Genomic DNA, 21,774 nt, shown 5'->3' with positions numbered 1-21,774 from the left:
GCGCTGCTATTCAAACCGCAAGAGGCACCCCAGCGATGCTGATGTCCAACTCGGCCCGAGCCGCACGCCTCCACTATATGGCCAACGGTTTTCGCGTGCTTTCCCCGGGGGACCATGTCGCCTGCGCCGTCAGTGGCGAAAAGATTCCGCTCGATGAGCTGCGTTACTGGTGCGTCGAGCGTCAGCAGGCATATGCCAGCGCACAGCTGGCGGCGCGCGCGATGGCGGATCGGTGAGCGTGCGGCTGCGTTTTCCTGCGGCGGGCGGGCTGCTGGCGCTGCTCGCGGCATGCGCCGCCTTGCCGCTGGCGGACGGAGCCAATGCCGAGGTTGCCGAGGCCGATGCTGCGCCTGCGAATGGGAGTGGCGTCGCCGCGGACCGGCAGGATGCCGATGCGGCCGATCGCACCCCTCGCCGCTTCACTCTGGAAGGGCCGAGGACGCAAGGCGGCGTTCTGCTCGGCACCGCGCCGGCCGGAACGACGCTGCTGAGCTTCGACGGCGAATCGGTGCCGGTCGCCGCGGACGGCAAATTCCTGATCGCGTTCGATCGCGACGCAGATTCCGAAGCGGTGCTGGTCGCGCGCCTCGCCGACGGAAGCGAAGTGCGCGAGACGCTGGCCGTCAGCCCGCGCGCGTGGCGGATCGAGCGGCTGGATCGCTTGCCGCGCGTCTCTCAGCCGTCGGCCGAGTTCCGCCGCCGCCGTCCCGAGGAATTGCGCCAGATCGTCGCGGCGCGGGCGATGGAAACCGACGCCGAGGGCTGGCGCCAGAGCTTTCTCTGGCCGGTAACCGGGCGGATTTCCGGCATGTTCGGGTCGCAACGCATCTATCGCGGGGAGCCGGGCTCCTATCACTCGGGAGTCGATGTCGCCCGGCCGACCGGCACCACCGTCCTCGCGCCGGCGGACGGCGTCGTGACTCTCGCCGCCGAGGCGGAGTTCACGCTGGAGGGCAAGCTCCTCATGATCGACCATGGCATGGGGCTGAACAGCGCGTTTCTGCACCTGTCGCGGCTCGACGTGGGCGTGGGCGAGCGTGTGCGCCGCGGCCAGCCGGTGGGCGCCATTGGCGCCACGGGACGCGCGACCGGGCCGCACCTCCACTGGAGCATGAAGTGGCAGGACGCGCGGATCGACCCGCTCCTGATCGCCGGGCCGATGCCCGCGGTGCAGTGATGCCCGCTGCGCAATAAAGCGGCAGTTCTTTTCGCAGCTGCACAAAAAATCGCCCGCAATAGGGACGGATTACTACCCTATCGCTGCGAAGCTGTGACATTTGCGCTACAGTCGGTTCAAAAGGTCGCGCAAAGCTGAATGCTGCCTTTACAGCGGGAAACCCGCGCTTCATCCATCCTGCCTAGGTCTCGCTTCGGGCACTTCGTGTGCCTGTGAGGGAGGCGGGCACACTCCGGTCAGGGGCGCTCCATTGCGGGTCGACCGGATCAGACGAGGGAAAACCATCGTGAAGAACACTCTTCATACCACACGCAAGAAGCTGCGCGCGGGCACCGCGCTTCAGGCGCTTGCACTGATCGGCGCCGGGGCATCGATCACCGCCGTCGCGAGCGCGCCTGCCGCGGCTCAGGATTACACGACGGGTATTCTGGTCGGCACCGTGCAGGATTCGGCCGGCGTTCCGGCCACCGGCGGCGACGTTACCGTCACGTCGAATCAGCAGGGCTTCACGCGCACCACGACGTTCGGGTCCGACGGTCGCTTCCGCGTTCCGCAGCTTCCGACCGGCACCTATACCGTGACGATCACGACCGCGAGCGGCGCCGTCGTCACCGATCAGGCGGTCCGTATCGCGGCGAACACGGCGAACACCTATGTGTTCACCACGGCAGTTGCAGGCGACGAGATTCTCGTGACCGGCACCGCGGAGCGCACCAACGACTTCGCGGCGACCCGCACGGGCCTGACGCTCGACGTCGATGAGCTCTACGACACCGTTCCGGTCAACCGCGACCAGACGTCGCTGATCCTCCTTTCGCCGGGCACGACCGCCGGCGACACGGGCTTCGGCAACCTGGCGTCGATCGGCGGCGCGACCGTTGCCGAGAACAGCTATTACGTGAACGGTCTGAACACGACCGACTTCCGTACCTTCCTCGGCAGCAGCATCGTTCCGTTCGAATTCTATGATTCGTTCGATGTGAACACCGGCGGCTACCAGGCCGAATTCGGCCGTGCGCTCGGCGGCTTCGTCAGCGCGACCACCAAGCGCGGCACGAACGAGTTCGAGGGCGGCGTCGTGGTCAGCTGGGAGCCGGACGCGCTGCGCTCGGATTCGCCGAACACCTATGCGGCGTTCAACGAGACCGACCAGGTCGAGGAAGTCGACGCGACCTTCTATCTGGGCGGCCCGATCATCCGCGATCGTCTGTTCTTCTACGGCTTCTACAACCCGCGTCATTCGACCGCGGAGAACTCGTCGATCACTGGCGGCTTTCGCACCTTCGGCAACACCTCGCCCGAATATTACGGCGGCAAGTTCGATGCGATCATCACCGATGGTCACCGCCTCGAACTGACCTACTTCTCGGACGAGCGCACGTCGTACACCGACTATTACCGTTTCGATGCTGCCACGGAGGAAGTCCTGGGCTTCTACGGCAGCCGCTCGGTCACTTCGGGTGGTCAGAACTTCATCGCGACCTATACCGGTGCCTTTACCGACTGGTTCACGATTTCGGCCTCCTATGGTGAGAACCGCAACAAGGGCATCCAGGCGGTTTCGCCGAACCTGTCGTCCTATGTTTCGAACATCACCGGAACGAGCCTGCAGGCCTCGGGCGTGGCATCGGCATACACGAGCGACGACGATGAGCGGACCGTGTACCGCATCGACGCCGACGTGTACGCCAGCTTCCTCGGCGAGCACCATTTCCGCTTCGGGTACGACCGCGAGGATCTGCGTGCGCTGGAGGATACGGCCTATACCGGCCCGGGCGGATATCGCTACCTGCTCTATCCCGCCTACTTCTTCCGCTATTATTATCGGAACGTGGGCGAGTTCGAGACGCAGCAGAGCGCCTTCTACGTCCAGGACAGCTGGGCGCTCATGAATGGCCGGCTCAACCTGAACCTGGGTGTGCGTTTCGACAAGTTCGAGAACAGCAACCAGTTCGGCGAAGTCTATTATGAGACCGACTACAAGGTCGGCCCGCGTCTTGGCGCGACCTTCGACCTGTTCGGCGACCAGCGCACCAAGCTGAGCGCCTTCTGGGGCCGTTATTATCTGCCGATCGCGACCAACACCAACCTGCGTCTGGCGGGTGCCGAGACCTATTATCGCCAGGTCATGCGCTATCCGGCGGGTGTGAACCCCTCGCTCGCGGCCCTGGACCCGTACGGGCTTCCTGCAGGGATCGACCCCAACCAGGTGCTGTCGGGCACGGTGTTCGCGAGCTCCAACCCCTGCCCGGCGGGTTCGCCGAACGCAGGCGAGCTTTGCTACACCGTCTATGCCGATGGTTCGATCAAGCCGACCGACGTGCTGGTGGCGAGCAGCCTGCAGCCCAGCTATCAGGATGAGTGGATCCTGGGCATCTCGCACTCGTTCGACGCGTTCGACGTGAGCCTGACCTACACCAACCGCCGTCTCGGCGACACGCTGGAAGACGTCGCGGTCGATGCCGCGGTCCTCGCTTACTGCGCGGAAAACGGCATTGCCGGCTGCGACAGCGAATGGACCGGCTTCCATCAGTATGTGCTCGCGAACCCCGGTTCGGACATCACCGTTCGACTGGACGGCGACTGCTCGATCCCCGGCCAGTGCGACGTCGTGACCCTGGCGGCCGAGGATCTCGGCTATCCGAAGGCACAGCGCAACTATGACTCGGTGCAGTTCACTCTCGACAAGCCGTGGGACGGCGTGTGGAGCCTCGGCGGCTCGTACACCTGGACCCATCTGCGCGGTAACTTCGAAGGTGGCGTGAAGTCGGACAACAACCAGAGCGATACCGGCCTGACCCAGGACTTCGACCAGCCGGGCTTCCTGGTCGGTGCCTATGGTCCGCTTGCCAACGAGCGTGAGCATTCGTTCAAGCTCTACGGCGGCTTCCAGGCGACCGAATGGCTGCGCCTCGGCTTCAACTTCGCAGCCGAATCGCCGCGCAAGTTCTCGTGCATCGGTAACTGGGACAGCGACGGCAACCCGCTGGACGAGGACGATTACCCCTTCGGCGACTTCGAATATGGTTATGGTGCGGCGAGCTTCTTCTGCTCGAACGTGAACGCCACCGGCAACCCGCTGTTCGAATATGATGCCGATGGTGACGGCGTCGTCGCCCCGGGCGAGAACGACGGTGTCACCACCGTTCCGGCGCTGATCCCGCGTGGTACCGCGTTCGAGAGCGACTGGCGCACCTCGCTCGACCTCAAGGCCGCAATCACCATCCCTGGTCTGGATGGCGTGCAGCTGGGTATCGACGTGTTCAACGTGCTGAACTCGAAGGCGGAAGTCGACTTCCAGGAGTTCGGCGACTTCAACAACGCCGGTGCGAACCCGCGCTACGGCCAGGTGACGGGGTATCAGACCCCGCGCTTCGTGCGCTTCTCGCTCAAGATGGGCTTCGGCGGCGACGTTCGCTAAGCCCAGTCGAGACTGGAGAATTGGGGGCGGCGCCGCTGGCGCCGCCCCTTTTTTTTGCTATCCGCCCCCGAATGGAAGCGCGATCTGCCGTGGCCGCGACTCAGGTCGCGGCGTTGAAGAACGCCATCGCCCGGCGACACCGGGCGGACGTCAATCGAGCGGCGTTCGCCCTGATCCGCGCCCGCGCTCCGCTCGGCTCCCAATGGCGAGCGCTCGTCCAGCTCCTAGAGCAGAACGGCGAACTGACAGCGAGCCTGGCGGCGGCCGACCTGCTGGTGGAACAGACGGGGGGCAGCGACGCGGCGCGCTTTGAAAAAGCATCGGTTCTCGCGCGCTCCGGTCGTCTCGACGAGGCGGCAGGCCTGCTGGAGTCGCTCGATCCCGGCCGGCCGACACCGCTTCAGCACGCCTATCTCCGCGGGACCGTCGAAACCAACCGCGGCAGGTTCGATACGGCACGCGAACAGTTGAACCGGGCCGTCGAAATCGCTCCCGCATCCGGCCAGGCATGGCTCGCCCTTGCGATGATCGCGCGGCGCGAGACTTGCGCAGAGTTGAAAGAGCGCTTGCGCGCCGCCGCATCGGTGGCCGCACAGGCGGCGCCTCTCGATCGTGCCGCCTATCATTCGGCCTGTGGCGCGGTGCACGACCTGGAGGGCGATGCGCAGACGGCGCGCGAGCACTTCGGGCGCTGCGCCGACATCATGGCGCGACAGCTACCCTATGATCGGTCGACGGACGTCCGCGGCGCGCAGGAGGCGGTTCGCGGCTATTCGACCGACCGTTTCGCCCGCGCCGGCGCGGCGCCGCAGGTGCCGGGGGCGGATCGCCCGATCTTCGTCACGGGGCTCCCCCGCTCCGGAACCACGCTCGTCGAGCAGATCCTGGTCAGCCACAGCGCCGTCGCCGCCGGAGAGGAACTCGGCCTGTTTCCGATCCTGCGCCGTGACCTGGGAGCAGCGAGCGCGGCATCGCTCGACGCGCTGTATTCCCGCGGCGGAAGCGCACGGGCCATCGCCGGATTGTATCTCCATCTGGCGAGCGAGCGGCTCGGAAGTTCGGGCCGCTTCGTCGACAAGACGTTGAGCGCGAGCCGCTATCTGGGCGTTCTGGCCGAAGCATTGCCTGCCGCTCCGATCATCTGGCTGCGGCGTGACCCGCTCGACTGTGCCTGGTCCTGCTACCGCACTTTCTTCGTGGCCGGCCTGTCGTGGAGCTGGAATCCCCTGACGATCGCCGAACATTTCAAGCTCGAGGACCAACTGTTCGCGCAGTGGCAGGACCTCTTGGGCGAGCGAATGCTGCAGGTCGAGTATCAGCAGCTCGTAAGCGATCCCGCGACCGTGATTCCAGCGATTCTCGAGCATTGTGGACTGGAGTTCGAGCCCGCAGTGCTCGAGCCGCACAAGACCAGCCGGCGCGTGACGACGGCCAGCGTCGCGCAGGTGCGCCAGCCGATTCATCAGCGCGCCATCGGAATTGCCCAGCCGTATCGCGAACAGCTTCAGCCCTTCCTCGACGCCTATCAGGCGGACTGACCAACTCTCAGCACCAGCCCCCCGTCGCCTTCGCCGACCTGCACCGTCGATCCGTCCTTCACCTCGCCCTTGAGGATCAGGTCGGCGAGCGGATCCTGGAGATAGCGCTGGACCGCTCGCTTGAGGGGGCGCGCGCCATAGACCGGGTCGTAGCCGACGCGCCCCAGCCAATCGCGCGCCCCGGCGGTCAGCTCGATCCGGATCTTGCGATCGGCCAGCAGGCGCTGGACGCGCGCGACCTGGATCTCGACGATCGGCCCCATATGCTCCTGCCCCAGCCGGTGGAACAGGATGATCTCGTCGAGCCGGTTGAGGAATTCCGGGCGGAAATGGCCGCGGACGATCTCCATCACCTGCGGCTCGACGTCCTCCACCGACTGGCCGTCGGCAAGGTTGGTCAGATAATTTGAGCCGAGGTTCGACGTCATGATGACGATCGTGTTCGCGAAGTCCACCGTGCGGCCCTGGCCGTCGGTCAGCCGCCCGTCGTCGAGCACCTGGAGCAGCACGTTGAACACGTCGCCGTGCGCCTTCTCCACTTCGTCGAACAGGATCACCTGATAGGGGCGGCGACGCACGGCTTCGGTCAGCACGCCGCCCTCCTCATAGCCGACATAGCCCGGAGGCGCGCCGATCAGCCGCGCGACCGCGTGCTTCTCCATGAACTCGCTCATGTCGATGCGGACCATCGCATTGGCATCGTCGAACAGGAATTCGGCGAGCGCCTTGGTCAGTTCGGTCTTGCCGACGCCCGTCGGCCCGAGGAACAGGAAGCTCCCGAGCGGCCGGTTCGGATCCTGCAGCCCCGCGCGGCTGCGGCGGACGGCAGTGGAAACGGCCTTCACTGCATCCGCCTGGCCGATCACGCGCGCGCCGAGCGCGGCTTCCATGTTGAGCAGCTTCTCGCGCTCGCCTTCGAGCATCCGGTCGACCGGAATGCCCGTCCAGCGGCTCACCACCGCGGCGATGTCGTCGGCGGTCACTTCCTCGCGCAGCATCGCGCCTTCGGTCGCCCCGGCGGCCTCGGCGAGCTGCTTTTCCAGCCCCGGGATCACGCCATAGGAAAGCTCGCCCGCACGGCCGAGGTCGCCCGAACGCTGCGCCTGCTCGAGTTCGATCCGCGCCTGGTCGAGCTGCTGCTTGAGCGTCGCCTCGGACTGGATCTTCACCTTCTCGGCCTGCCAGCGCTGCGTCAGCTCGGCCGACTGGCGCTCCAGATCGGCGAGTTCGTCCTCGAGCCGGTCGAGCCGGTCGCGCGAGGCGGCGTCGGTCTCCTTGCGCAGCGCCTCGCGCTCGATCTTGAGCTGGATGATCCGCCGGTCGAGCGCCTCGATCTCCTCGGGCTTGCTTTCGACTTCCATGCGGATGCGGCTCGCCGCCTCGTCCATCAGGTCGATCGCCTTGTCGGGCAGGAAGCGGTCGGTGATGTAGCGGTTGGAGAGCGTCGCGGCGGAAACGATCGCGCCGTCGGTGATCCGCACGCCATGGTGCAGCTCATACTTCTCCTTCAGCCCGCGCAGGATCGAGATCGTGTCCTCGACCGTCGGCTCGCCGACGAACACGGGCTGGAAGCGCCGTTGGAGCGCCGCGTCCTTTTCGACATATTTGCGATATTCGTCGAGCGTGGTCGCGCCGATGCAGTGGAGCTCGCCGCGCGCGAGCGCCGGCTTGAGCAGATTGCCCGCGTCCATCGCGCCTTCGGTCTTCCCCGCGCCGATCAGCGTGTGCATCTCGTCGATGAAGAGGATGATGGTGCCTTCGCCCGCCTTCACTTCGTCGAGCACGCCCTTCAGCCGCTCCTCGAACTCGCCGCGATATTTCGCGCCCGCGATCAGGCTGCCCATGTCGAGCGCCATCAGCTTGCGATCCTTGAGGTTGTCGGGAACGTCGCCGTTGGCGATGCGCAGCGCCAGCCCCTCGGCGATCGCCGTCTTGCCGACGCCGGGCTCGCCGATCAGCACCGGATTGTTCTTGGTGCGACGCGCGAGGATCTGGATCGTGCGCCGGATCTCCTCGTCGCGGCCGATCACCGGGTCGAGCTTGCCGGCATGTGCCGCCTCGGTCAGGTCGCGCGCGAACTTCTTGAGCGCATCGTAGCGATCCTCGGCGGACGCGGTATCGGCAGTGCGCCCGCCGCGCAGATCGTTGATCGCCTGGTTCAGCGCCTCGGGCTTCACACCCGCGGCCGCGAGCGCCTTGCCTGCCGCAGTGGTCGTGGCAAGGGTGAGCGCCAGCAGCAGCCGCTCGACCGTGACGAAGCTGTCGCCGGCCTTTGCCGCCACCTGCTCGGCCTGATCGAGGACGCGGACCGAATCATTGTCCAGCCCCGGCGTCTGCTGCGCCCCGCCGCCGGAAACGGCGGGAATGCGCGCCAGCCCGGCATCGGTGTCGGCAAGCGCGCGCCTGGCGTCGCCGCCCGCCTTGGCGATCAGGCCCGAGGCCATCCCCTCGCTGTCCTCGAGCAGCGCCTTCAGCAGATGTTCGGGCGCGATCCGCTGATGGCTCAGGCGGATCGCCACGGTCTGCGCCGACTGGAGAAAGCCCTTGGCGCGATCGGTAAATTTTTCGAGATTCATCGCAATTCCCTGTTACGCTTCGGCATTCGAGATAGTGTTGCAAAAATACAACACAAGGGGAGGGTGACATGATGCAGCCAGTATCTGTGAAGGCGCGCGCGCGTACGCAATACGGGATCGCACGATGAGGCTGGCGCGCCGGATCGGACTGGTGGCCGTCGCGCTGCTGATGCTCGTCGCCGTCGTGCTCGCGGCGTGGGAGCCGCTCTCCGCTTCGCGCGCGGCGCCGCCGCCGGCGCGGGACTATGACGTCGAGATCGTTCGCGACGACTTTGGCGTGCCGCACATCTTTGGGAAGACCGATCCCGATGTGGCCTATGGCATCGCCTATGCGCATGCCGAGGATGATTTCGACACGCTGCAACAGGTGGTCGCGATGGTCCGCGGCCGGCTCGGTGCGATGACCGGATCCGAAGGCGCGAAAACCGACTATGTGTTCCACCTGCTCCGCATCCGTGACACGGTCGATCGCGACTATGATGCCCAGCCCGAGGATGTGCGCGCACTGCTCGATGGTTATGCCGCCGGTCTCAATCACTATGCCGAACAACATCCTGAGGAAGTCCAGCTCGCGCGGCTCTTCCCGGTCAGCGGCCGCGATATCGCCGCGGGGTTCGTGCTGCGCTCGCCCTTCTTCTTCGGGCTCGATACGGTGCTGGGCCGGCTGAGCGAAGGCGAGGCGCCACCGCGCGAGATGGCCGATCCGCTGCCGGACGCGCCGAACGCCACGCCCGCAGGCCCCGAGGAGCTGGAGAAGGGCTCGAACGCCTTTGTGATCGCTCCCAGCCGCTCGGAAGACGGCGCCACCCACCTCGTCTCCAATTCGCACCAGCCGTGGAACGGCGGCGTCGCCTGGTACGAACTGGTGGTGCATTCCGAAACCGGCTGGGACTTCGCCGGCGCCACTTTTCCCGGCGCTCCCTATCCGCTGCTGGGGCACAACAAGACGCTCGGCTGGACCAACACCGTCAATCGGCCTGACCTGATCGACATCTATCGGCTCGAACTCGACGAATCGGGCGAGAAGTATCGGTTCGACGGCGAATGGCGTCCGCTCGAGGCGCGACACGTCTGGCTCCCGGTAAAGGTCGGTCCCTTCGACCTGCCGGTGCGTCAGACGGTGTGGCACTCGCTCCACGGGCCGGTGATCCGCAACGAGGACGGCGCCTTCGCCATCCGCTATGCGGGCATCGACCAACTCAAGATGGTCGAGCAATATTATCGGCTTAATCGCGCGCGCGACTTCGCCGAATGGCGCGAGGTGATGGCGATGCAGGGCGTTCCCGCCACCAACTTCCTCTATGCCGATTCAGAAGGGAACATCGCCTATTTCTACAACGCCATGTTCCCGCTGCGGCAGGAGGGGTTCGACTATCGCGAGGTGCTGCCCGGCGACACCGCGCGCAACCTGTGGAGCGGGACTGTGCCTTGGGCAATGGTGCCGCGGATCATCAATCCGGCGTCGGGCTTCATCATGAACGCCAACAATACGCCGTTCCTGGCGGCGGGCAGAGGATCGGAGCTCAGCCCGGCGGACTTCTCGCCGCTGCTGGGGATCGAGACCGATTTCACCAATCGCGGCATTCGCGCGGTCGAGCTGCTGGAGGCGGACAGGTCGATCAGCCGTGCGGAACTCGAAGCGATCAAATATGACACGGCGGTCAGTCGCAACAGCTGGTGGCCGCAATGGATCGCCCAGCTGCTCGCCGTCGATCCCCAAGGCGACGCCGATCTGCGGCGCGCGCAGGCGCTGATTCGCGAATGGGACTGGGATCAGGACGGGGAGGGCGCGGCGGACGCGCTGATGACGCTGCTGCTCAAGGCGGGGCAGTTCAAGCATCGGCGGACCGCGCCCGAGGTCGAGCCGCGCGAGGCGCTCGCCGGGGCGGTGGAGCATCTGAACACGCACTTCGGGCGGCTCGATCCGCCGATGGGCGAATTGCTGCGGCTGCGGCGGGGCGATGTCGACTTGCCGCTCGACGGTGGCTTCGACGTGCTCCGCGCCGCCGCGACCTGGGACGTGGACGACGATGGTCGCCTGCGCGTGCGCCATGGCGACAGCTTCCTGATGTTCGTCGAATGGGATCGCGAGGGCACTGTGCACTCGCGCTCGATCCAGCCGTTCGGCGCGGCGACCACGCGGCCGGAATCGCCGCACTATGCCGATCAGGCGCCGCTGTTTGTATCGCATCGCACCAAGCCGGTGTGGTTCGATCCCGCGGCGCTGCAAGGGCACGTCGAGCGCCGCTACCGGCCCTGATCCGAAGCCCGTCCCCGCACGGGCGAAGCGCATTCGGCGCGCACAAAAGGGGGAGCGGAAGCACTCGGCCTCCGCTCCCCCATTCAGCGTCTCGGCAAAAGACTATTCGGCGGCCGGCGCCGGTGCCTTGGGCGCGTCCGGAGCGTAGCGCTCGCCATACTGGTTGCCTTCGTACCAGCGCGGCGTCTGTTCGGTGTTCGCGATCTCGCGCGCGATCAGATAGTTGATCCGCGCGAACTTGGCGCCTGCCTCCCAGTTGAAGGGCAGGTCGGTCTGGTCCGACACCTTGTGATAATGCGTCGCGAGGAAGGTGCGGAACGCCTCTTCGCCGCCGTTCTGAAATCCGGTGACGAGGAACACCGACGGGATGCCTTCCTTCACGAAGCTGTAGTGATCCGACCGGACGAACAGATTCTCCTCGGGCATCGGATCGGGCGAGAGCGTGACGTCGGCGCGCGCCGCCGCCGCCTCGACGATCGGCCCCAGCGTCGAATGCTCGGCGCCGAACGCGACTACGTCGGTGAAGTCATAGAGCAGGACCGGCATGTCCAGATTGACGTTCGCGACGATGTTCGCCTGTGGGTTCACCGGATGCTTGGCGAGATATTCGGAACCGAGCAGCCCGTCTTCCTCGGCGGTCAGCGCGACGAACATGATCGATCGGCGCGGACGCGTGCCGCTTTCCATGAAGGCGCGCGCGGCTTCCAGCATCGTCGCGGTACCGGCGGCATTGTCCATCGCGCCGTTGTAGATTTGGTCGCCGTCGAGCGCGGTGTCGACGCCATCGTGGTCGAGGTGCGCAGAAAGCAGCACCGTCTCGGCAGCCACCGCCGGGTCGCTTCCGGGCAGGATGCCGATCACGTTCGGGCTGTCGAGCCGGGTCACGACGATGTTGCGCTTGGCGAGCACCGGCTGCGCGAGCTGGAAACTGCGCAGGTCGCCTGCCTCGGCGGCCGCATAGATTTGTTCCGCGGACATCTGCGCGCCTTCGAACAGCGCTTCCGTCGCCGTCTGGTCGAGATAGGCACCGATCCGGATGCTGTCCGGCTCCTCGCCGCCGACATTGCCCGCCGCATCCACCCAGTTGGTCTGCGGCCGCGCGAAATAGCGTGAAGCCATCGCCCAGGGGAATTGCTGAAGATCCTGCGGCCGCACCAGCATCAACACGCCGATCGCGCCATGTTCGGCCGCGATTTCGTTGCGGTCCACGCCTTGCAGCGCCTGCTGCTGTTCGGGCGTCAGGTTCGCCGGCGTTCCGACGAGCATCGCCACGAACTTGCCGCGCGCATCGACGCCCGCATAGGGATCGAGCCCTAGCGCCTCGGATTCGAAGCCGTGGCCGACGAAGACGACTTCGCCGTTCACGCTCTGCTGCGCTTCGTTGATCCGGCTGCCCGCGCCCATCAGGATGTGCTCTCCGCTCGCGAAACGCTGCTGCCCGATGGTGAGCGACGGCGGGTTGGCGGGATCGAGCGCGACGTTCACCAGCGGCACTTGCTGATACCAGCCGCCGTCGGTGCCACCAGGCTGAAGCCCCATCGCCTCGAAGCGCGTGGCGACGAAGCGGGCAGCGACTTCATAGCCTTCGGTACCGGCGTTGCGGCCCTCCAGCTCGTCGCTGGCAAGGAACTCGACATCGGCCTTCACGCGCTGGGGCGAGAAGCTGGGTTCGGCGGTTTGGGCGATCGCGGTCGCAGGCACGAGTGCCAGCGAGATCGCCGTCAGAAACAGCGGCATGCGCATGAAAGGGCTCCCCCGGGGAAATAGCGGTTGCAGGCGGCAACCTATCGCCATTCCGCCGCCGCGCAAGGTGGCTTGCGTCCACAACACGCTTTGCAGTTGCAGCGGCGGGCAGCCGGACTATGGTCGCTTCATCCGACGATTCCCGAAGGGGCAGCAATGAAGACGTTCCTCACCTTTCTGAGCGTGACCACTTGCGCGCTCGCGATCACGGCAGTTCCCGCCACGGCGCCGGTCGCTTCCGCGCAGCAGGCATCCGATGCGCCCGCACCAGCGCCGGTTTCCGAACTCGCCCGCGCGATCGATATTCCCTATGAGGAATTCACGCTGCCCAACGGGCTGCGCGTCATCGTGCACGAGGATCGCAAGGCGCCGATCGTCGCGGTTTCGACCTGGTATGACGTCGGTTCGAAGCATGAGCCCGAGGGCCGCACCGGCTTCGCGCATCTGTTCGAGCATCTGATGTTCAACGGCTCGGAGAACGCCCCGGGCGATTTCTTCGAGCCGCTGCGCGAAGTGGGTGCGACCGATTTCAACGGCACCACTTCGTTCGATCGCACCAACTATTTCGAGACGGTTCCGCGCCCGGCGCTCGAGCGCGCGCTGTTCCTCGAGAGCGACCGCATGGGCTACCTGCTCGGCGCCGTCACCCAGGGGGTGCTCGATGAGCAGCGCGGCGTCGTTCAGAACGAGAAGCGCCAAGGCGACAACCAGCCCTATGGCCTCGCCTGGTACAACATCCTCGAAGGCGTGTTCGGCGAGGGACATCCCTACAGCCATTCGCCGATCGGCTCGATGGCCGATCTGGATGCCGCCAGCCTCGAGGACGTGCGCAGCTGGTTCCGCTCGCACTATGGCCCGAACAACGCGATCCTCGTGCTCGCCGGCGACGTCGACGCCGCCGAGGCGCGCCCGCTGGTCGAGAAATATTTCGGCGAAATCCCGAGCGGGCCGGAAAGCGTGCTTCCGGAGGTGACGCCGCGGCCGATCCCGGCCACGATCAAGGAGACGATGAACGATCGCGTCGCCACCGCGCGCATCTATCGGATCTGGCAGATCCCGAGTCTCAACCATGAGGATGCGACTGCGCTTAAGATCGCCGGCGGCGTGCTCGGCGGGCTTTCGAGCTCGCGGCTCGACAATGTGCTGGTGCGCGACGAGCAGCTCGCGGTGCGGGTCAGTGCCGATGCCGATACCATGGCCCAGACCGGCACCTTCGACGTGACGGTCGACGTGCGCCCGGGCGTCGATCCGGCGACCGTGGAAGCACGTCTCGACCAGATCGTCGCAGAGTTCCTCGCCGAGGGACCGACCACCGATGAAGTCCAGCGCGTCGCCACGAGCACCATGGCCCGGCAGCTCGCCGGGCTCGAGTCGGTTGGCGGCTTCGGCGGCAAGGCGGTGGCGCTGGCGCAGGGCGCGCTCTATTCGGACGATCCGGCCTTCTACAAGCGCGAGCTCGCCGAGCTGGCGTCCACGACGCCGGCAGAAGTGCAGGCGGCTGCCCGCGAATGGCTCGATCAGCCCTTCTATCAGCTCACTGTCGTGCCGGGTGCGCGCGAGGAGCAATATGTCGAAGCGGGCGAGGCTCCGGCCGAGCCGCCCGCGGGCCAGACGGTCGCCGCTGGACCCGAGGAGGGGCCTGCGCCCGGAACGCGCGGGGAAATGCCCGCCGTCGGCGAGATCGGGGACCTCGACTTCCCGGACGTTACGCGCACCCGGCTCGGCAACGGAATCGAGCTCGTCTATGCGCAGCGCGACGCGGTGCCGATCACGCAGATGGCGCTCAGCTTCGACGCTGGCCGAGTCGCCGATCCGGCCGACAAGCTGGGCCTCCAGTCCCTGATGCTCTCGGTGATGAGTGAGGGCACGCAGAGCCGCAATGCCGTTGCGCTGGCCGAGGCCAAGGAGCGGCTCGGTGCCGAGATCGGCACGAGCAGCACCGCCGACCGGACGATCGTGACGCTGTATACGCCGAGCCCCAATCTTGCCGGGTCGGTCGATCTGCTGGCCGACGTCGTCCGCAATCCGGCGTTCGCTCCGGCGGAAGTCGAGCGGCTGCGCAGCCAGCTTCTGGCGGGCATTTCGGCCGAGCTGACCAATCCGGGTGCGCTCGGCATGCGCGCATTGCCGCCGCTCGTCTATGGCTCGGCCTCGCCTTATGCGAAGCTGGGCGCGGGCAGCGGGGATCCGCAGGCGGTGCAGGCGATGACCCGCGACGATCTCGCCGCCTTCCACCAGGCATGGCTCCGGCCGGAGAAGCTCAAGATCTTCGTGGTGAGCGATCGTCCGCTGGCCGAAGTGCAGGCGGCGCTCGAAGCCGAATTCGCCGACTGGTCCCCCGCGGGTGCCGCCGCCGCAAAGGCATTCGACGGCGCCGCCGTTCAGGCCAGCCCGCGAATCCTGCTGATCGATCGCCCCGATTCGCCGCAGTCGCTGATTCTGGGCGGCCAGCTTACCGAGCTGTCGAGCCGCGACGAGCTGCTGCCGGTGCTCACCGCGAACGACGTGCTGGGCAGCGATTTCCTCTCGCGCATCAACATGGATCTGCGCGAGGAGAAGCATTGGTCCTATGGAGCCGGCGGCTACGTCCAGCGCTACGAGAACAGCGTGCCCTACATCATCCAGGCGCCGGTGCAGGCCGACAAGACCGGCGAGGCGATCGTGTCGCTGCGCCGGGAGATCGCGGCGTTCCTTTCGGACGAGGGGATCACGCCCGTCGAGTTCCAGCGGACGATCAACGGCAACGTTCGTGAGCTGGCCGGCGGATTCGAAGCCAGCGACGCCGTGCTCTCGGCGATGCAGCAGAACGATCTCTTCGGCCGTTCGGACGATTATTACGAGACGATCGCGCAAAAATATCGTGGCCTCACCCGCGAGCAGCTTGACGCTGCGGCACGCGCGGCTCTCGACCCGAACGACTTCGTCTGGGTCGTCGTCGGCGATGCCTCGACCGTGCGCCCGCAGCTTGACAGCATCGGCCTGCCTGTCGAGGTGGTGCCTGCAGCGTCGGTCGCCGGTGCGGCGTCCGAAGCCGAATGAACCCCTGACGCAGGAGAGACGATCATGGCCAATGTGGACGGCACCTGGGAAACCGTGACCAAGAGCCCGATGGGTGACCAGAAGGCGACGCTCACGGTCAACAGCTCGGGCGATACCTTCACCGGTACCTTCTCGGGCGGGATGGGCACCACCGACATCAAGGACGGCACGGTTGCCGGCGACACGATCAAGTTCAAGGTCGACGTCACGGTGCCGATGCCGATGACGCTCGACTGCGAAGCGACCGTCGACGGCGACACGCTGAGCGGCACGGTGAAGGCCGGCGCGTTCGGCAGCTTCCCGCTGACCGGCGTGCGCCAGGCCTGAGCGGACGCGCTACGTAGCGAAAAAGGGGTCCGGTTCCGCCGAGGAGCCGGGCCCTTTTTCGTACGGGCTCTGGATTGAAGGCGAAGGATTGGCACCCCCGCCCGGGTCGCCGCTCCTAGCGCTTCACCCGTGTGACGTGCCCCATCTTGCGTCCGGGCCGGGCCTCGCTCTTGCCGTAGAGATGGAGGTGCGCACCCGGCTCGGCGGCAAGGGTGAGCCAGGCATCGGCTTGCGCACCGATCAGATTCTCCATTTCCACGCGCGTGCCGGCAAGCCCCGTCGGGCCGAGCGGCAGCCCGCAGATCGCGCGGATATGGTTCTCGAACTGCGAGGTAACGGCGCCTTCGATCGTCCAATGGCCGCTATTGTGCACGCGCGGCGCCATTTCGTTGAAGACCGGCCCGTCCGCGCTCGCGAAGAATTCGAGCGTCAGGACACCGACATAGCCGAGCGCCTCGGCCACGCGCCCGGCGAGTGCCGCAGCTTCGGTCCATTGCGCCGCGACCGCCGCCGGAGCGGGCACGGTCGAGCGCGCGAGGATGCCGTTGCGATGCTCGTTGAGCGGCGGCGGCCAGCTGGCGGTCGTGCCGTCCGCGCCGCGCGCCAGCACGATCGAGAACTCATGCTCGAACGCCACCAGCGCCTCGAGGATCGCAGGTCGCGCCCCGATGGCTTCCCAGGCCGCCGCCGCGTCGTGCGGCCCCATCAGCCGCGCCTGCCCCTTGCCGTCATAGCCGAAGCGGGTGGTCTTCAGGATCGCAGGGCAGCCGATCTCAGCGAGCGCCTGGTCGAGCTCGGCGGGCGAGCGCACGGGGCGCCACGGCGCCGTGCGGCCGCCCAACTCCGCGACGAAGCGCTTCTCCTCGATGCGGTCCTGCGCGATCGCCAGTGCGCCGGGCGAGGGATGTACCGGCACGTGCCGCCCGAGCTCGGCGATCGGATCGGCGGCGACATTCTCGAACTCATAGGTGACGACGTCACAATGCGACCCGAACACCGCCAGCGCCTCGGCGTCGTCATAGGCGCCGCGAGTATAGCCGGCGCTCACGTCGTTTGCCGGCCCGCTGTCGGGTGCGAAAATATGCGTGCGATAGCCGAGCTGCGCCGCCGCGACCGAGAGCATCCGGCCGAGCTGGCCGGCACCCAGGATGCCGATGGTGGAGCCGGGAGGAAGCGCCTTCATTCGGGGTTGGTCGCCACGCTTTCGGTCTGCGCCGCGCGCCATTCCTTCAGCCGCTCGGCGAGAGCGTCGTCGGCGATCGCCAGGATCGCAGCGGCGAGCAGCCCGGCGTTGATCGCGCCTGCCTTGCCGATCGCCAGCGTGCCCACCGGAACGCCGCCGGGCATCTGTGCGATCGAGAGCAGGCTGTCCAAGCCGCGCAGCGCCTTCGACTGGACCGGCACGCCCAGCACCGGCAGATGCGTCATCGATGCCGCCATGCCCGGCAGATGCGCCGCGCCGCCCGCGCCGGCGATCAGCACCTTCAGCCCGCGATCGGCGGCGCCGGTTGCATAGTCGACCAGCCGCTGCGGTGTGCGATGTGCGGAAACCACCTTGGTTTCATAGGACACGTCGAGCGCGTCGAGCAGCCTGGCGGCGTGCGCCATCGTCTCCCAATCGGAAGTGCTGCCCATGATGATGCCGACGCGAGGTGTTTCCGTCATGTCCGCCCGAAATGCCCGAGGAAGCGTCGTTTCCTAATCGCGGCGGCGGGGCAGGGCAATGGGTGCCCGTGCCTGGCCGTTCGCGCCGGCGCCTCAGCGCTCGCTCAGATAATAGCGCTCCACTTCGCGCAGCTCGTCGTCGAGCTGATAGACCAGCGGCTGGCCGGTCGGAATCTCGAGCCCCGGAATCTCCTCGTCCGAGATGCCCGACAGATGCTTCACCAGCGCGCGCAGCGAATTGCCGTGGGCGGAAATCACCACCCGCTTGCCGGCCCGGATGTCGGGCGCGATCCGCTCCTCCCAATAAGGAAGCACGCGGGCGATCGTGTCCTTCAGGCTCTCGGTCTGCGGGATCGGAACGCCGCGATAGCGCACGTCCTTCGACAGATCCCACGGCGTGCCTTCCTCGGGCAGCGGGGGCGGGATGTCGAAGCTGCGGCGCCACAGATGTACCTGCTCGTCGCCGTGCTTGGCGGCGGTCTCCGCCTTGTCCAGTCCGGTGAGCCCGCCATAATGGCGCTCGTTCAGCTTCCAGCTCTTCACTTCGGGCAGCCACAGCCGCCCCATCGCCTCCAGCGCGAGGTGGAGCGTCTTGATCGCGCGCGTCTGGTAGCTGGTGTAGGCGATGTCGAAATCGAAGCCCTTTTCGCGGAGCAGCTCGCCCGCTGCCCAGGCCTCTTTCTCGCCCTTTTCGGTCAGGTCCACGTCCCACCATCCGGTGAAGCGGTTCTCCAGATTCCAGGCGGACTGGCCGTGGCGGATGAGGACGAGCGTGGGCATGGCATCTCCTTGCAGTCGGGTTGCCCCGTCTCTAGCGTTTGGTGCGCTGAGGGCAACGCGGGAGCGAGCGATGACGATCCGGCGCGAAACGATCGTGTACGACGGGCCGGACGGCCCTTTCGAAGGCGTCGCTGCCTATGACGACGAATGGGCGCGGCAGCGGCCCGGCGTGATGATCGTGCCCAATGTGCTTGGGCAGAAGGAAGCCGACAATGAAAAGGCCGAGGCGCTGGCGGCGCTCGGCTATGTCGGCTTCGCCTGCGATACCTATGGTCGGGGCAGGCGCACCACGCGCGAATCCCCCGACCCGGCCGTGTACATGAACGAGCTGAACGCCGACCGGCCGCTGCTGCGCGATCGGCTTCATGCCTCGCTTGCCGCGATGCGGGCGCTGCCGCAGGTCGATCCCGAACGGTGCGCTGCGATCGGATTCTGCTTCGGCGGCAAATCCGTGCTCGATCTCGCGCGGTCGGGCGGCGACGTGCTCGGCGTGGTCTCGTTCCACGGCATCTTCGATCCGCCGCCCTATGCAGCGACCGCGCCGATCCGGGCGAAGCTGCTGATCTGCCACGGCTGGGATGATCCGCTGGCGCCGCCCGAGTCGGTGGTCGCACTGGCGGCCGAGCTGACGGCCGCAGAGGCCGACTGGCAGCTCGACGCCTATGGCCACGCCGGCCACAGCTTCACCGACAGTAGCGCGAGAGGGGAGCGTCCCGGATTCGCCTATGACGAACACGCCGATCGCCGCAGCTGGCAGGCGATGCAGGATTTCCTTCAGGAACTGTTCGTCTAGATCAGAGCGCCCGGGACATGAAGCGGTTGAAGTCGGTCGCCTGATAGTCGCCGAAGGGCGCGCAATACTCGAACCCGTGGCGCGCATAGAGCGCGTGTGCTGCTTCGAATGCGGTTCCCGTCCCCGTCTCGAGGCTCAGCCGATCATACCCGCGCGCCTGCGCCGTCTCGACGATCCGGGCCAGGAGCGCCGCGGCCACGCCGCGCCGAAGTGCCGCCGAGGCGGTTCGCATCGACTTGATCTCGCCATGGGAGGGATCGAGCTCCTTGAGCGCGCCGCAGCCGAGCAGGGTTTTGCCATCCCACACGGTCCAGAAGGTCACGTCGCGCGCCGCCAGCTTCGCCAGGTCGAGGAAGTGGCACGTGCCGGGCGGCGAGGCGGCGAGCATCCCGGCAAAATGCTCCTCGAGCAGCGCGATGACCGCCGGATGCTCGAGCCCGCCCTCGCGAACCTCCATCAGATCTCGTCCAGCTGCCCGGCCAGCGTGTCCAGGCAGGCATGTGCCAGCGCCTTGCAGCGTGCCGGACTCCAGCCGAACTGCGCATCGGCGTTCGCGTCATGATCCTTGAACGGCATTTCCAGTGTCATCGCCACCGCGCCGAAACGCTCCGCCACCTGGTTGGTCGACATCGACAGATTGGCCTTGCCGGGCGCGGCCTTCTCATAGCCGAGGTCGAGCTGGAACTCGGGCGTGGCCGAAGCGAGCCGCCGCGCGTATTCGTAAAACTTCTCGCCGTGTGCGTCGGTCCAGCTGGGGATGCCTTCGAAGCCGGCGAGGAAGTTGGCGGGAATCGCCTCGTCGCCGTGCACGTCCATGGCGAAGTCCACGCCGCTCGCATCCATAGCATCGCGGACCGCCAGCACTTCGGGGCTGCGTTCGCGCGTCGGGCTCGACCATTCGCGATTGAGGTTCACTCCGGCCGCATTGGTGCGCAGATGGCCGCGGCGCGATCCGTCGGGATTCATGTTGGGCACCAGGTGCAACGTCGCTTTTTCGCGCAGCGCTCGGGCGCCGGTGTCCCCCGGCTCGGTCAGCTTCTCCAGCGCGCCTTCCATGAACCATTCGGCCATGGTCTCGCCCGGATGCTGGCGGGCGTAGATCCAGACTTGCTTCGCGCCGTCGCCCATCGTCAGACAGTCGATCGGCTGTCCGTCGAGCGTGTGCCCCAGCGTGCGGTGCGTGACCCCCGGCATCAGCGCGATACGCGCGACCAGATCGTGGTGACGCTCCATCGAATAGGGCGCGAAATAGGCGAACCAGGCGACGTCGCTGTCGAACCGGTGCGTGAAGCTCAGGGTCCCGTCGGCATAGTCGGTTTCGGTCTGGCGCCAGACTTCGCGATCGAGCGACACGCGCGTCTTGTACCCCGGCCAGCCAAAGGCATAGGCCGCGCCGCCCGCATTCAGGATGCGGAAGGTGAGGGTGCGCCCCTTGGCGCCGGCCGCGCGGAAGTGGAACCATTGATAGAATTCGGACTCATGGTCCTGCACGATCTCGAGGTCCACGCGATCGCCGTCGATATCGACGACGCGAATGTTGCCGCTGTCGAAGGCGGCGCAGATGTCGATGCTCATGGCACCGTGATAGTGATGCCCGACTCTCCCGGAAACCCCCTGAACAGCGCATCCGCCAATCGCTGTGCGACGGCGGAGGGCTGGGCCGTCGCCGCGCCGTCCACGGCTTCGGCCTGGGCGCGGCCTTCCCATACGACGGTATTGTCTGACCGGCGCCGCAGCTGCACCCACAGTTCGGAAACGATCAGCTCCCGGTTGCCGCCGCCGATGCCGAAGTTCAGGCCGCCGAACAGGCCGCCGCTGCCGCCGCCCAGGCCGATCGAAACCGGCGGGCGCTCGCGCAGCACGCCGATCGGTGCGCGTGTGAATGCGACCCCGGCGATATAATCGGACGTGGCGCTGTCCGTCGCGGGTACATAACCGATTCGCGCCAGCTCGGCGGCGACCGCATCCGCATAGAGGCGGTATTCAGGGCTGATGGTGTCGGTGCTCGCCAGCGGTTCGAGCGAAACGGTGCCGCGTTCGATCGGCGCGCCCAGATGGTAGCGGGTGGCTTCCACCGGGCCGGCGCGACCCGCCGTGGTAGTGGTGCAGCCCGCAGTGGCGAACGCCGCGGCGGCGAGAGTGAGGACGGCAAGTCGTTGCATCGGCAGAGTGCCTTTCCGTGGCGCGGGCGAAACGATCCTCCGATCAACCCGAATCGCATCGAGTCGGTTCCGTGCCGCGGTGCAGCGCCTTGACTCGGCAGCCGCCCCTCTATAGGCGGGCGCCTCTTTTCAGGCATTCGAGATTTGGAAGCGAGCCCGATCATGAAGATCGTGAACTCTTTGAAGTCGCTCAAGGGGCGGCACCGTGACAATCGCGTGATCCGCCGTCGCGGGCGCATCTACGTGATCAACAAGACCGTGCGGAAGTTCAAGGCCCGCCAGGGCTGAGGTCT

17 protein-coding genes are annotated in these 21,774 nt (G+C 66.7%); 9 read left to right on the top strand and 8 right to left on the bottom strand.

What is annotated here, in order from left to right; genetic code table 11:
• The first annotated feature begins 35 nt into the window (after window positions 1-35).
• From ACQ450_RS08295 to ACQ450_RS08280, 4 genes are all read left to right on the top strand, one after another.
• Entirely contained in the window at window positions 36-236 is a 201-nt protein-coding gene (locus ACQ450_RS08295) for a DUF2093 domain-containing protein (protein ID WP_188056166.1), read from the top strand.
• Window positions 233-1,177 (top strand): M23 family metallopeptidase, encoded by a 945-nt coding sequence (locus ACQ450_RS08290; protein ID WP_431468903.1) that lies wholly within the window; start codon window positions 233-235, stop codon window positions 1,175-1,177. Before ACQ450_RS08295 ends, ACQ450_RS08290 begins: the two co-directional genes overlap by 4 nt.
• 286 nt (window positions 1,178-1,463) lie before the next feature.
• Window positions 1,464-4,598, top strand: a complete 3,135-nt coding sequence (locus ACQ450_RS08285) for a TonB-dependent receptor (protein WP_431468902.1) — start codon at window positions 1,464-1,466, stop codon at window positions 4,596-4,598.
• 71 nt (window positions 4,599-4,669) lie between these two features.
• On the top strand, window positions 4,670-6,136 hold the full coding sequence (locus ACQ450_RS08280) for a sulfotransferase (protein WP_431468901.1): 1,467 nt from the start codon (window positions 4,670-4,672) through the stop codon (window positions 6,134-6,136).
• Here the strand turns inward: ACQ450_RS08280 and clpB are convergent.
• On the bottom strand, window positions 6,124-8,712 hold the full coding sequence (gene clpB / locus ACQ450_RS08275; protein ID WP_431468900.1) for an ATP-dependent chaperone ClpB: 2,589 nt from the start codon (window positions 8,710-8,712) through the stop codon (window positions 6,124-6,126). The genes ACQ450_RS08280 and clpB overlap by 13 nt on opposite strands.
• Window positions 8,713-8,836: 124 nt before the next feature.
• Between clpB and ACQ450_RS08270 the strand changes: the two genes are divergently transcribed.
• On the top strand, window positions 8,837-10,972 hold the full coding sequence (locus ACQ450_RS08270; protein ID WP_431468899.1) for a penicillin acylase family protein: 2,136 nt from the start codon (window positions 8,837-8,839) through the stop codon (window positions 10,970-10,972).
• A gap of 102 nt (window positions 10,973-11,074) precedes the next feature.
• Here ACQ450_RS08270 and ACQ450_RS08265 read toward each other — a convergent pair whose 3' ends face one another.
• Complete coding sequence (locus ACQ450_RS08265) at window positions 11,075-12,715, bottom strand: M20/M25/M40 family metallo-hydrolase (RefSeq protein WP_431468898.1); 1,641 nt, start codon at window positions 12,713-12,715, stop codon at window positions 11,075-11,077.
• 156 nt (window positions 12,716-12,871) lie between these two features.
• Between ACQ450_RS08265 and ACQ450_RS08260 the strand changes: the two genes are divergently transcribed.
• Window positions 12,872-15,754, top strand: a complete 2,883-nt coding sequence (locus tag ACQ450_RS08260; RefSeq protein ID WP_431468897.1) for a M16 family metallopeptidase — start codon at window positions 12,872-12,874, stop codon at window positions 15,752-15,754.
• Window positions 15,755-15,778: 24 nt separating this feature from the next.
• Window positions 15,779-16,081, top strand: coding sequence for a hypothetical protein (locus tag ACQ450_RS08255; RefSeq protein ID WP_188056159.1), 303 nt, complete (start codon window positions 15,779-15,781; stop codon window positions 16,079-16,081).
• Between the two features lie 115 nt (window positions 16,082-16,196).
• Here ACQ450_RS08255 and ACQ450_RS08250 read toward each other — a convergent pair whose 3' ends face one another.
• From ACQ450_RS08250 to gpmA, 3 genes are all read right to left on the bottom strand, one after another.
• Window positions 16,197-17,264, bottom strand: coding sequence for a 5-(carboxyamino)imidazole ribonucleotide synthase (locus ACQ450_RS08250; protein ID WP_431468896.1), 1,068 nt, complete (start codon window positions 17,262-17,264; stop codon window positions 16,197-16,199).
• Window positions 17,261-17,746, bottom strand: a complete 486-nt coding sequence (gene purE / locus ACQ450_RS08245; RefSeq protein ID WP_188056157.1) for a 5-(carboxyamino)imidazole ribonucleotide mutase — start codon at window positions 17,744-17,746, stop codon at window positions 17,261-17,263. The genes ACQ450_RS08250 and purE overlap by 4 nt, the downstream gene beginning before the upstream one ends.
• Window positions 17,747-17,839: 93 nt before the next feature.
• Entirely contained in the window at window positions 17,840-18,526 is a 687-nt protein-coding gene (gene gpmA / locus ACQ450_RS08240) for a 2,3-diphosphoglycerate-dependent phosphoglycerate mutase (protein ID WP_431468895.1), read from the bottom strand.
• 70 nt (window positions 18,527-18,596) lie between these two features.
• On the opposite strand from gpmA, the gene ACQ450_RS08235 reads away from it, so the two are divergent.
• Window positions 18,597-19,319 carry a dienelactone hydrolase family protein gene (locus tag ACQ450_RS08235; protein WP_431468894.1) on the top strand — a complete coding sequence of 241 codons (723 nt, stop codon included), beginning with the start codon at window positions 18,597-18,599 and terminating at the stop codon, window positions 19,317-19,319.
• A gap of 1 nt (window position 19,320) precedes the next feature.
• Here the strand turns inward: ACQ450_RS08235 and ACQ450_RS08230 are convergent, their stop codons facing one another.
• Genes ACQ450_RS08230 through ACQ450_RS08220 form a run of 3 tightly spaced genes read right to left on the bottom strand, consistent with a single transcriptional unit; the run spans window position 19,321 to window position 21,481 of the window.
• On the bottom strand, window positions 19,321-19,776 hold the full coding sequence (locus ACQ450_RS08230) for a GNAT family N-acetyltransferase (protein ID WP_431468893.1): 456 nt from the start codon (window positions 19,774-19,776) through the stop codon (window positions 19,321-19,323).
• A complete protein-coding gene (locus ACQ450_RS08225) occupies window positions 19,776-20,894 on the bottom strand; it encodes a M14 family metallopeptidase (protein ID WP_431468892.1) in 1,119 nt (372 codons plus the stop codon). Before ACQ450_RS08225 ends, ACQ450_RS08230 begins: the two co-directional genes overlap by 1 nt.
• On the bottom strand, window positions 20,891-21,481 hold the full coding sequence (locus tag ACQ450_RS08220; RefSeq protein WP_431468891.1) for a DUF4136 domain-containing protein: 591 nt from the start codon (window positions 21,479-21,481) through the stop codon (window positions 20,891-20,893). The genes ACQ450_RS08225 and ACQ450_RS08220 overlap by 4 nt, the downstream gene beginning before the upstream one ends.
• A gap of 162 nt (window positions 21,482-21,643) precedes the next feature.
• Here ACQ450_RS08220 and ykgO point away from each other — a divergent pair, with 162 nt between their 5' ends.
• Window positions 21,644-21,769: a type B 50S ribosomal protein L36 gene (gene ykgO / locus ACQ450_RS08215; RefSeq protein ID WP_188056151.1), complete on the top strand. Its 126-nt coding sequence runs from the start codon at window positions 21,644-21,646 to the stop codon at window positions 21,767-21,769.
• Window positions 21,770-21,774: the final 5 nt, after the last annotated feature.

Origin of the sequence: Sphingosinithalassobacter sp. LHW66-3, from assembly GCF_050703275.1 — a bacterium.
In the GTDB taxonomy this organism is placed as follows: Bacteria; Pseudomonadota; Alphaproteobacteria; order Sphingomonadales; family Sphingomonadaceae; genus Sphingomonas.
Note: the sequence above shows the minus strand (reverse complement) of the source record. Positions and strands in the feature narration are given on the sequence as shown.

Excerpts from the sequence above, each read along its gene's own strand:
- ACQ450_RS08295 (WP_188056166.1), top strand. The coding sequence starts at position 36 with ATGCTGATGTCCAACTCGGCCCGAGCCGCACGCCTCCACTATATGGCC.
- ACQ450_RS08280 (WP_431468901.1), top strand. The coding sequence starts at position 4,670 with ATGGAAGCGCGATCTGCCGTGGCCGCGACTCAGGTCGCGGCGTTGAAG.
- clpB (WP_431468900.1), bottom strand. The coding sequence starts at position 8,712 with ATGAATCTCGAAAAATTTACCGATCGCGCCAAGGGCTTTCTCCAGTCG.
- ACQ450_RS08270 (WP_431468899.1), top strand. The coding sequence starts at position 8,837 with ATGAGGCTGGCGCGCCGGATCGGACTGGTGGCCGTCGCGCTGCTGATG.
- ACQ450_RS08265 (WP_431468898.1), bottom strand. The coding sequence starts at position 12,715 with ATGCGCATGCCGCTGTTTCTGACGGCGATCTCGCTGGCACTCGTGCCT.
- ACQ450_RS08260 (WP_431468897.1), top strand. The coding sequence starts at position 12,872 with ATGAAGACGTTCCTCACCTTTCTGAGCGTGACCACTTGCGCGCTCGCG.
- ACQ450_RS08255 (WP_188056159.1), top strand. The coding sequence starts at position 15,779 with ATGGCCAATGTGGACGGCACCTGGGAAACCGTGACCAAGAGCCCGATG.
- ACQ450_RS08250 (WP_431468896.1), bottom strand. The coding sequence starts at position 17,264 with ATGAAGGCGCTTCCTCCCGGCTCCACCATCGGCATCCTGGGTGCCGGC.
- purE (WP_188056157.1), bottom strand. The coding sequence starts at position 17,746 with ATGACGGAAACACCTCGCGTCGGCATCATCATGGGCAGCACTTCCGAT.
- gpmA (WP_431468895.1), bottom strand. The coding sequence starts at position 18,526 with ATGCCCACGCTCGTCCTCATCCGCCACGGCCAGTCCGCCTGGAATCTG.
- ACQ450_RS08235 (WP_431468894.1), top strand. The coding sequence starts at position 18,597 with ATGACGATCCGGCGCGAAACGATCGTGTACGACGGGCCGGACGGCCCT.
- ACQ450_RS08230 (WP_431468893.1), bottom strand. The coding sequence starts at position 19,776 with ATGGAGGTTCGCGAGGGCGGGCTCGAGCATCCGGCGGTCATCGCGCTG.
- ACQ450_RS08225 (WP_431468892.1), bottom strand. The coding sequence starts at position 20,894 with ATGAGCATCGACATCTGCGCCGCCTTCGACAGCGGCAACATTCGCGTC.
- ACQ450_RS08220 (WP_431468891.1), bottom strand. The coding sequence starts at position 21,481 with ATGCAACGACTTGCCGTCCTCACTCTCGCCGCCGCGGCGTTCGCCACT.
- ykgO (WP_188056151.1), top strand. The coding sequence starts at position 21,644 with ATGAAGATCGTGAACTCTTTGAAGTCGCTCAAGGGGCGGCACCGTGAC.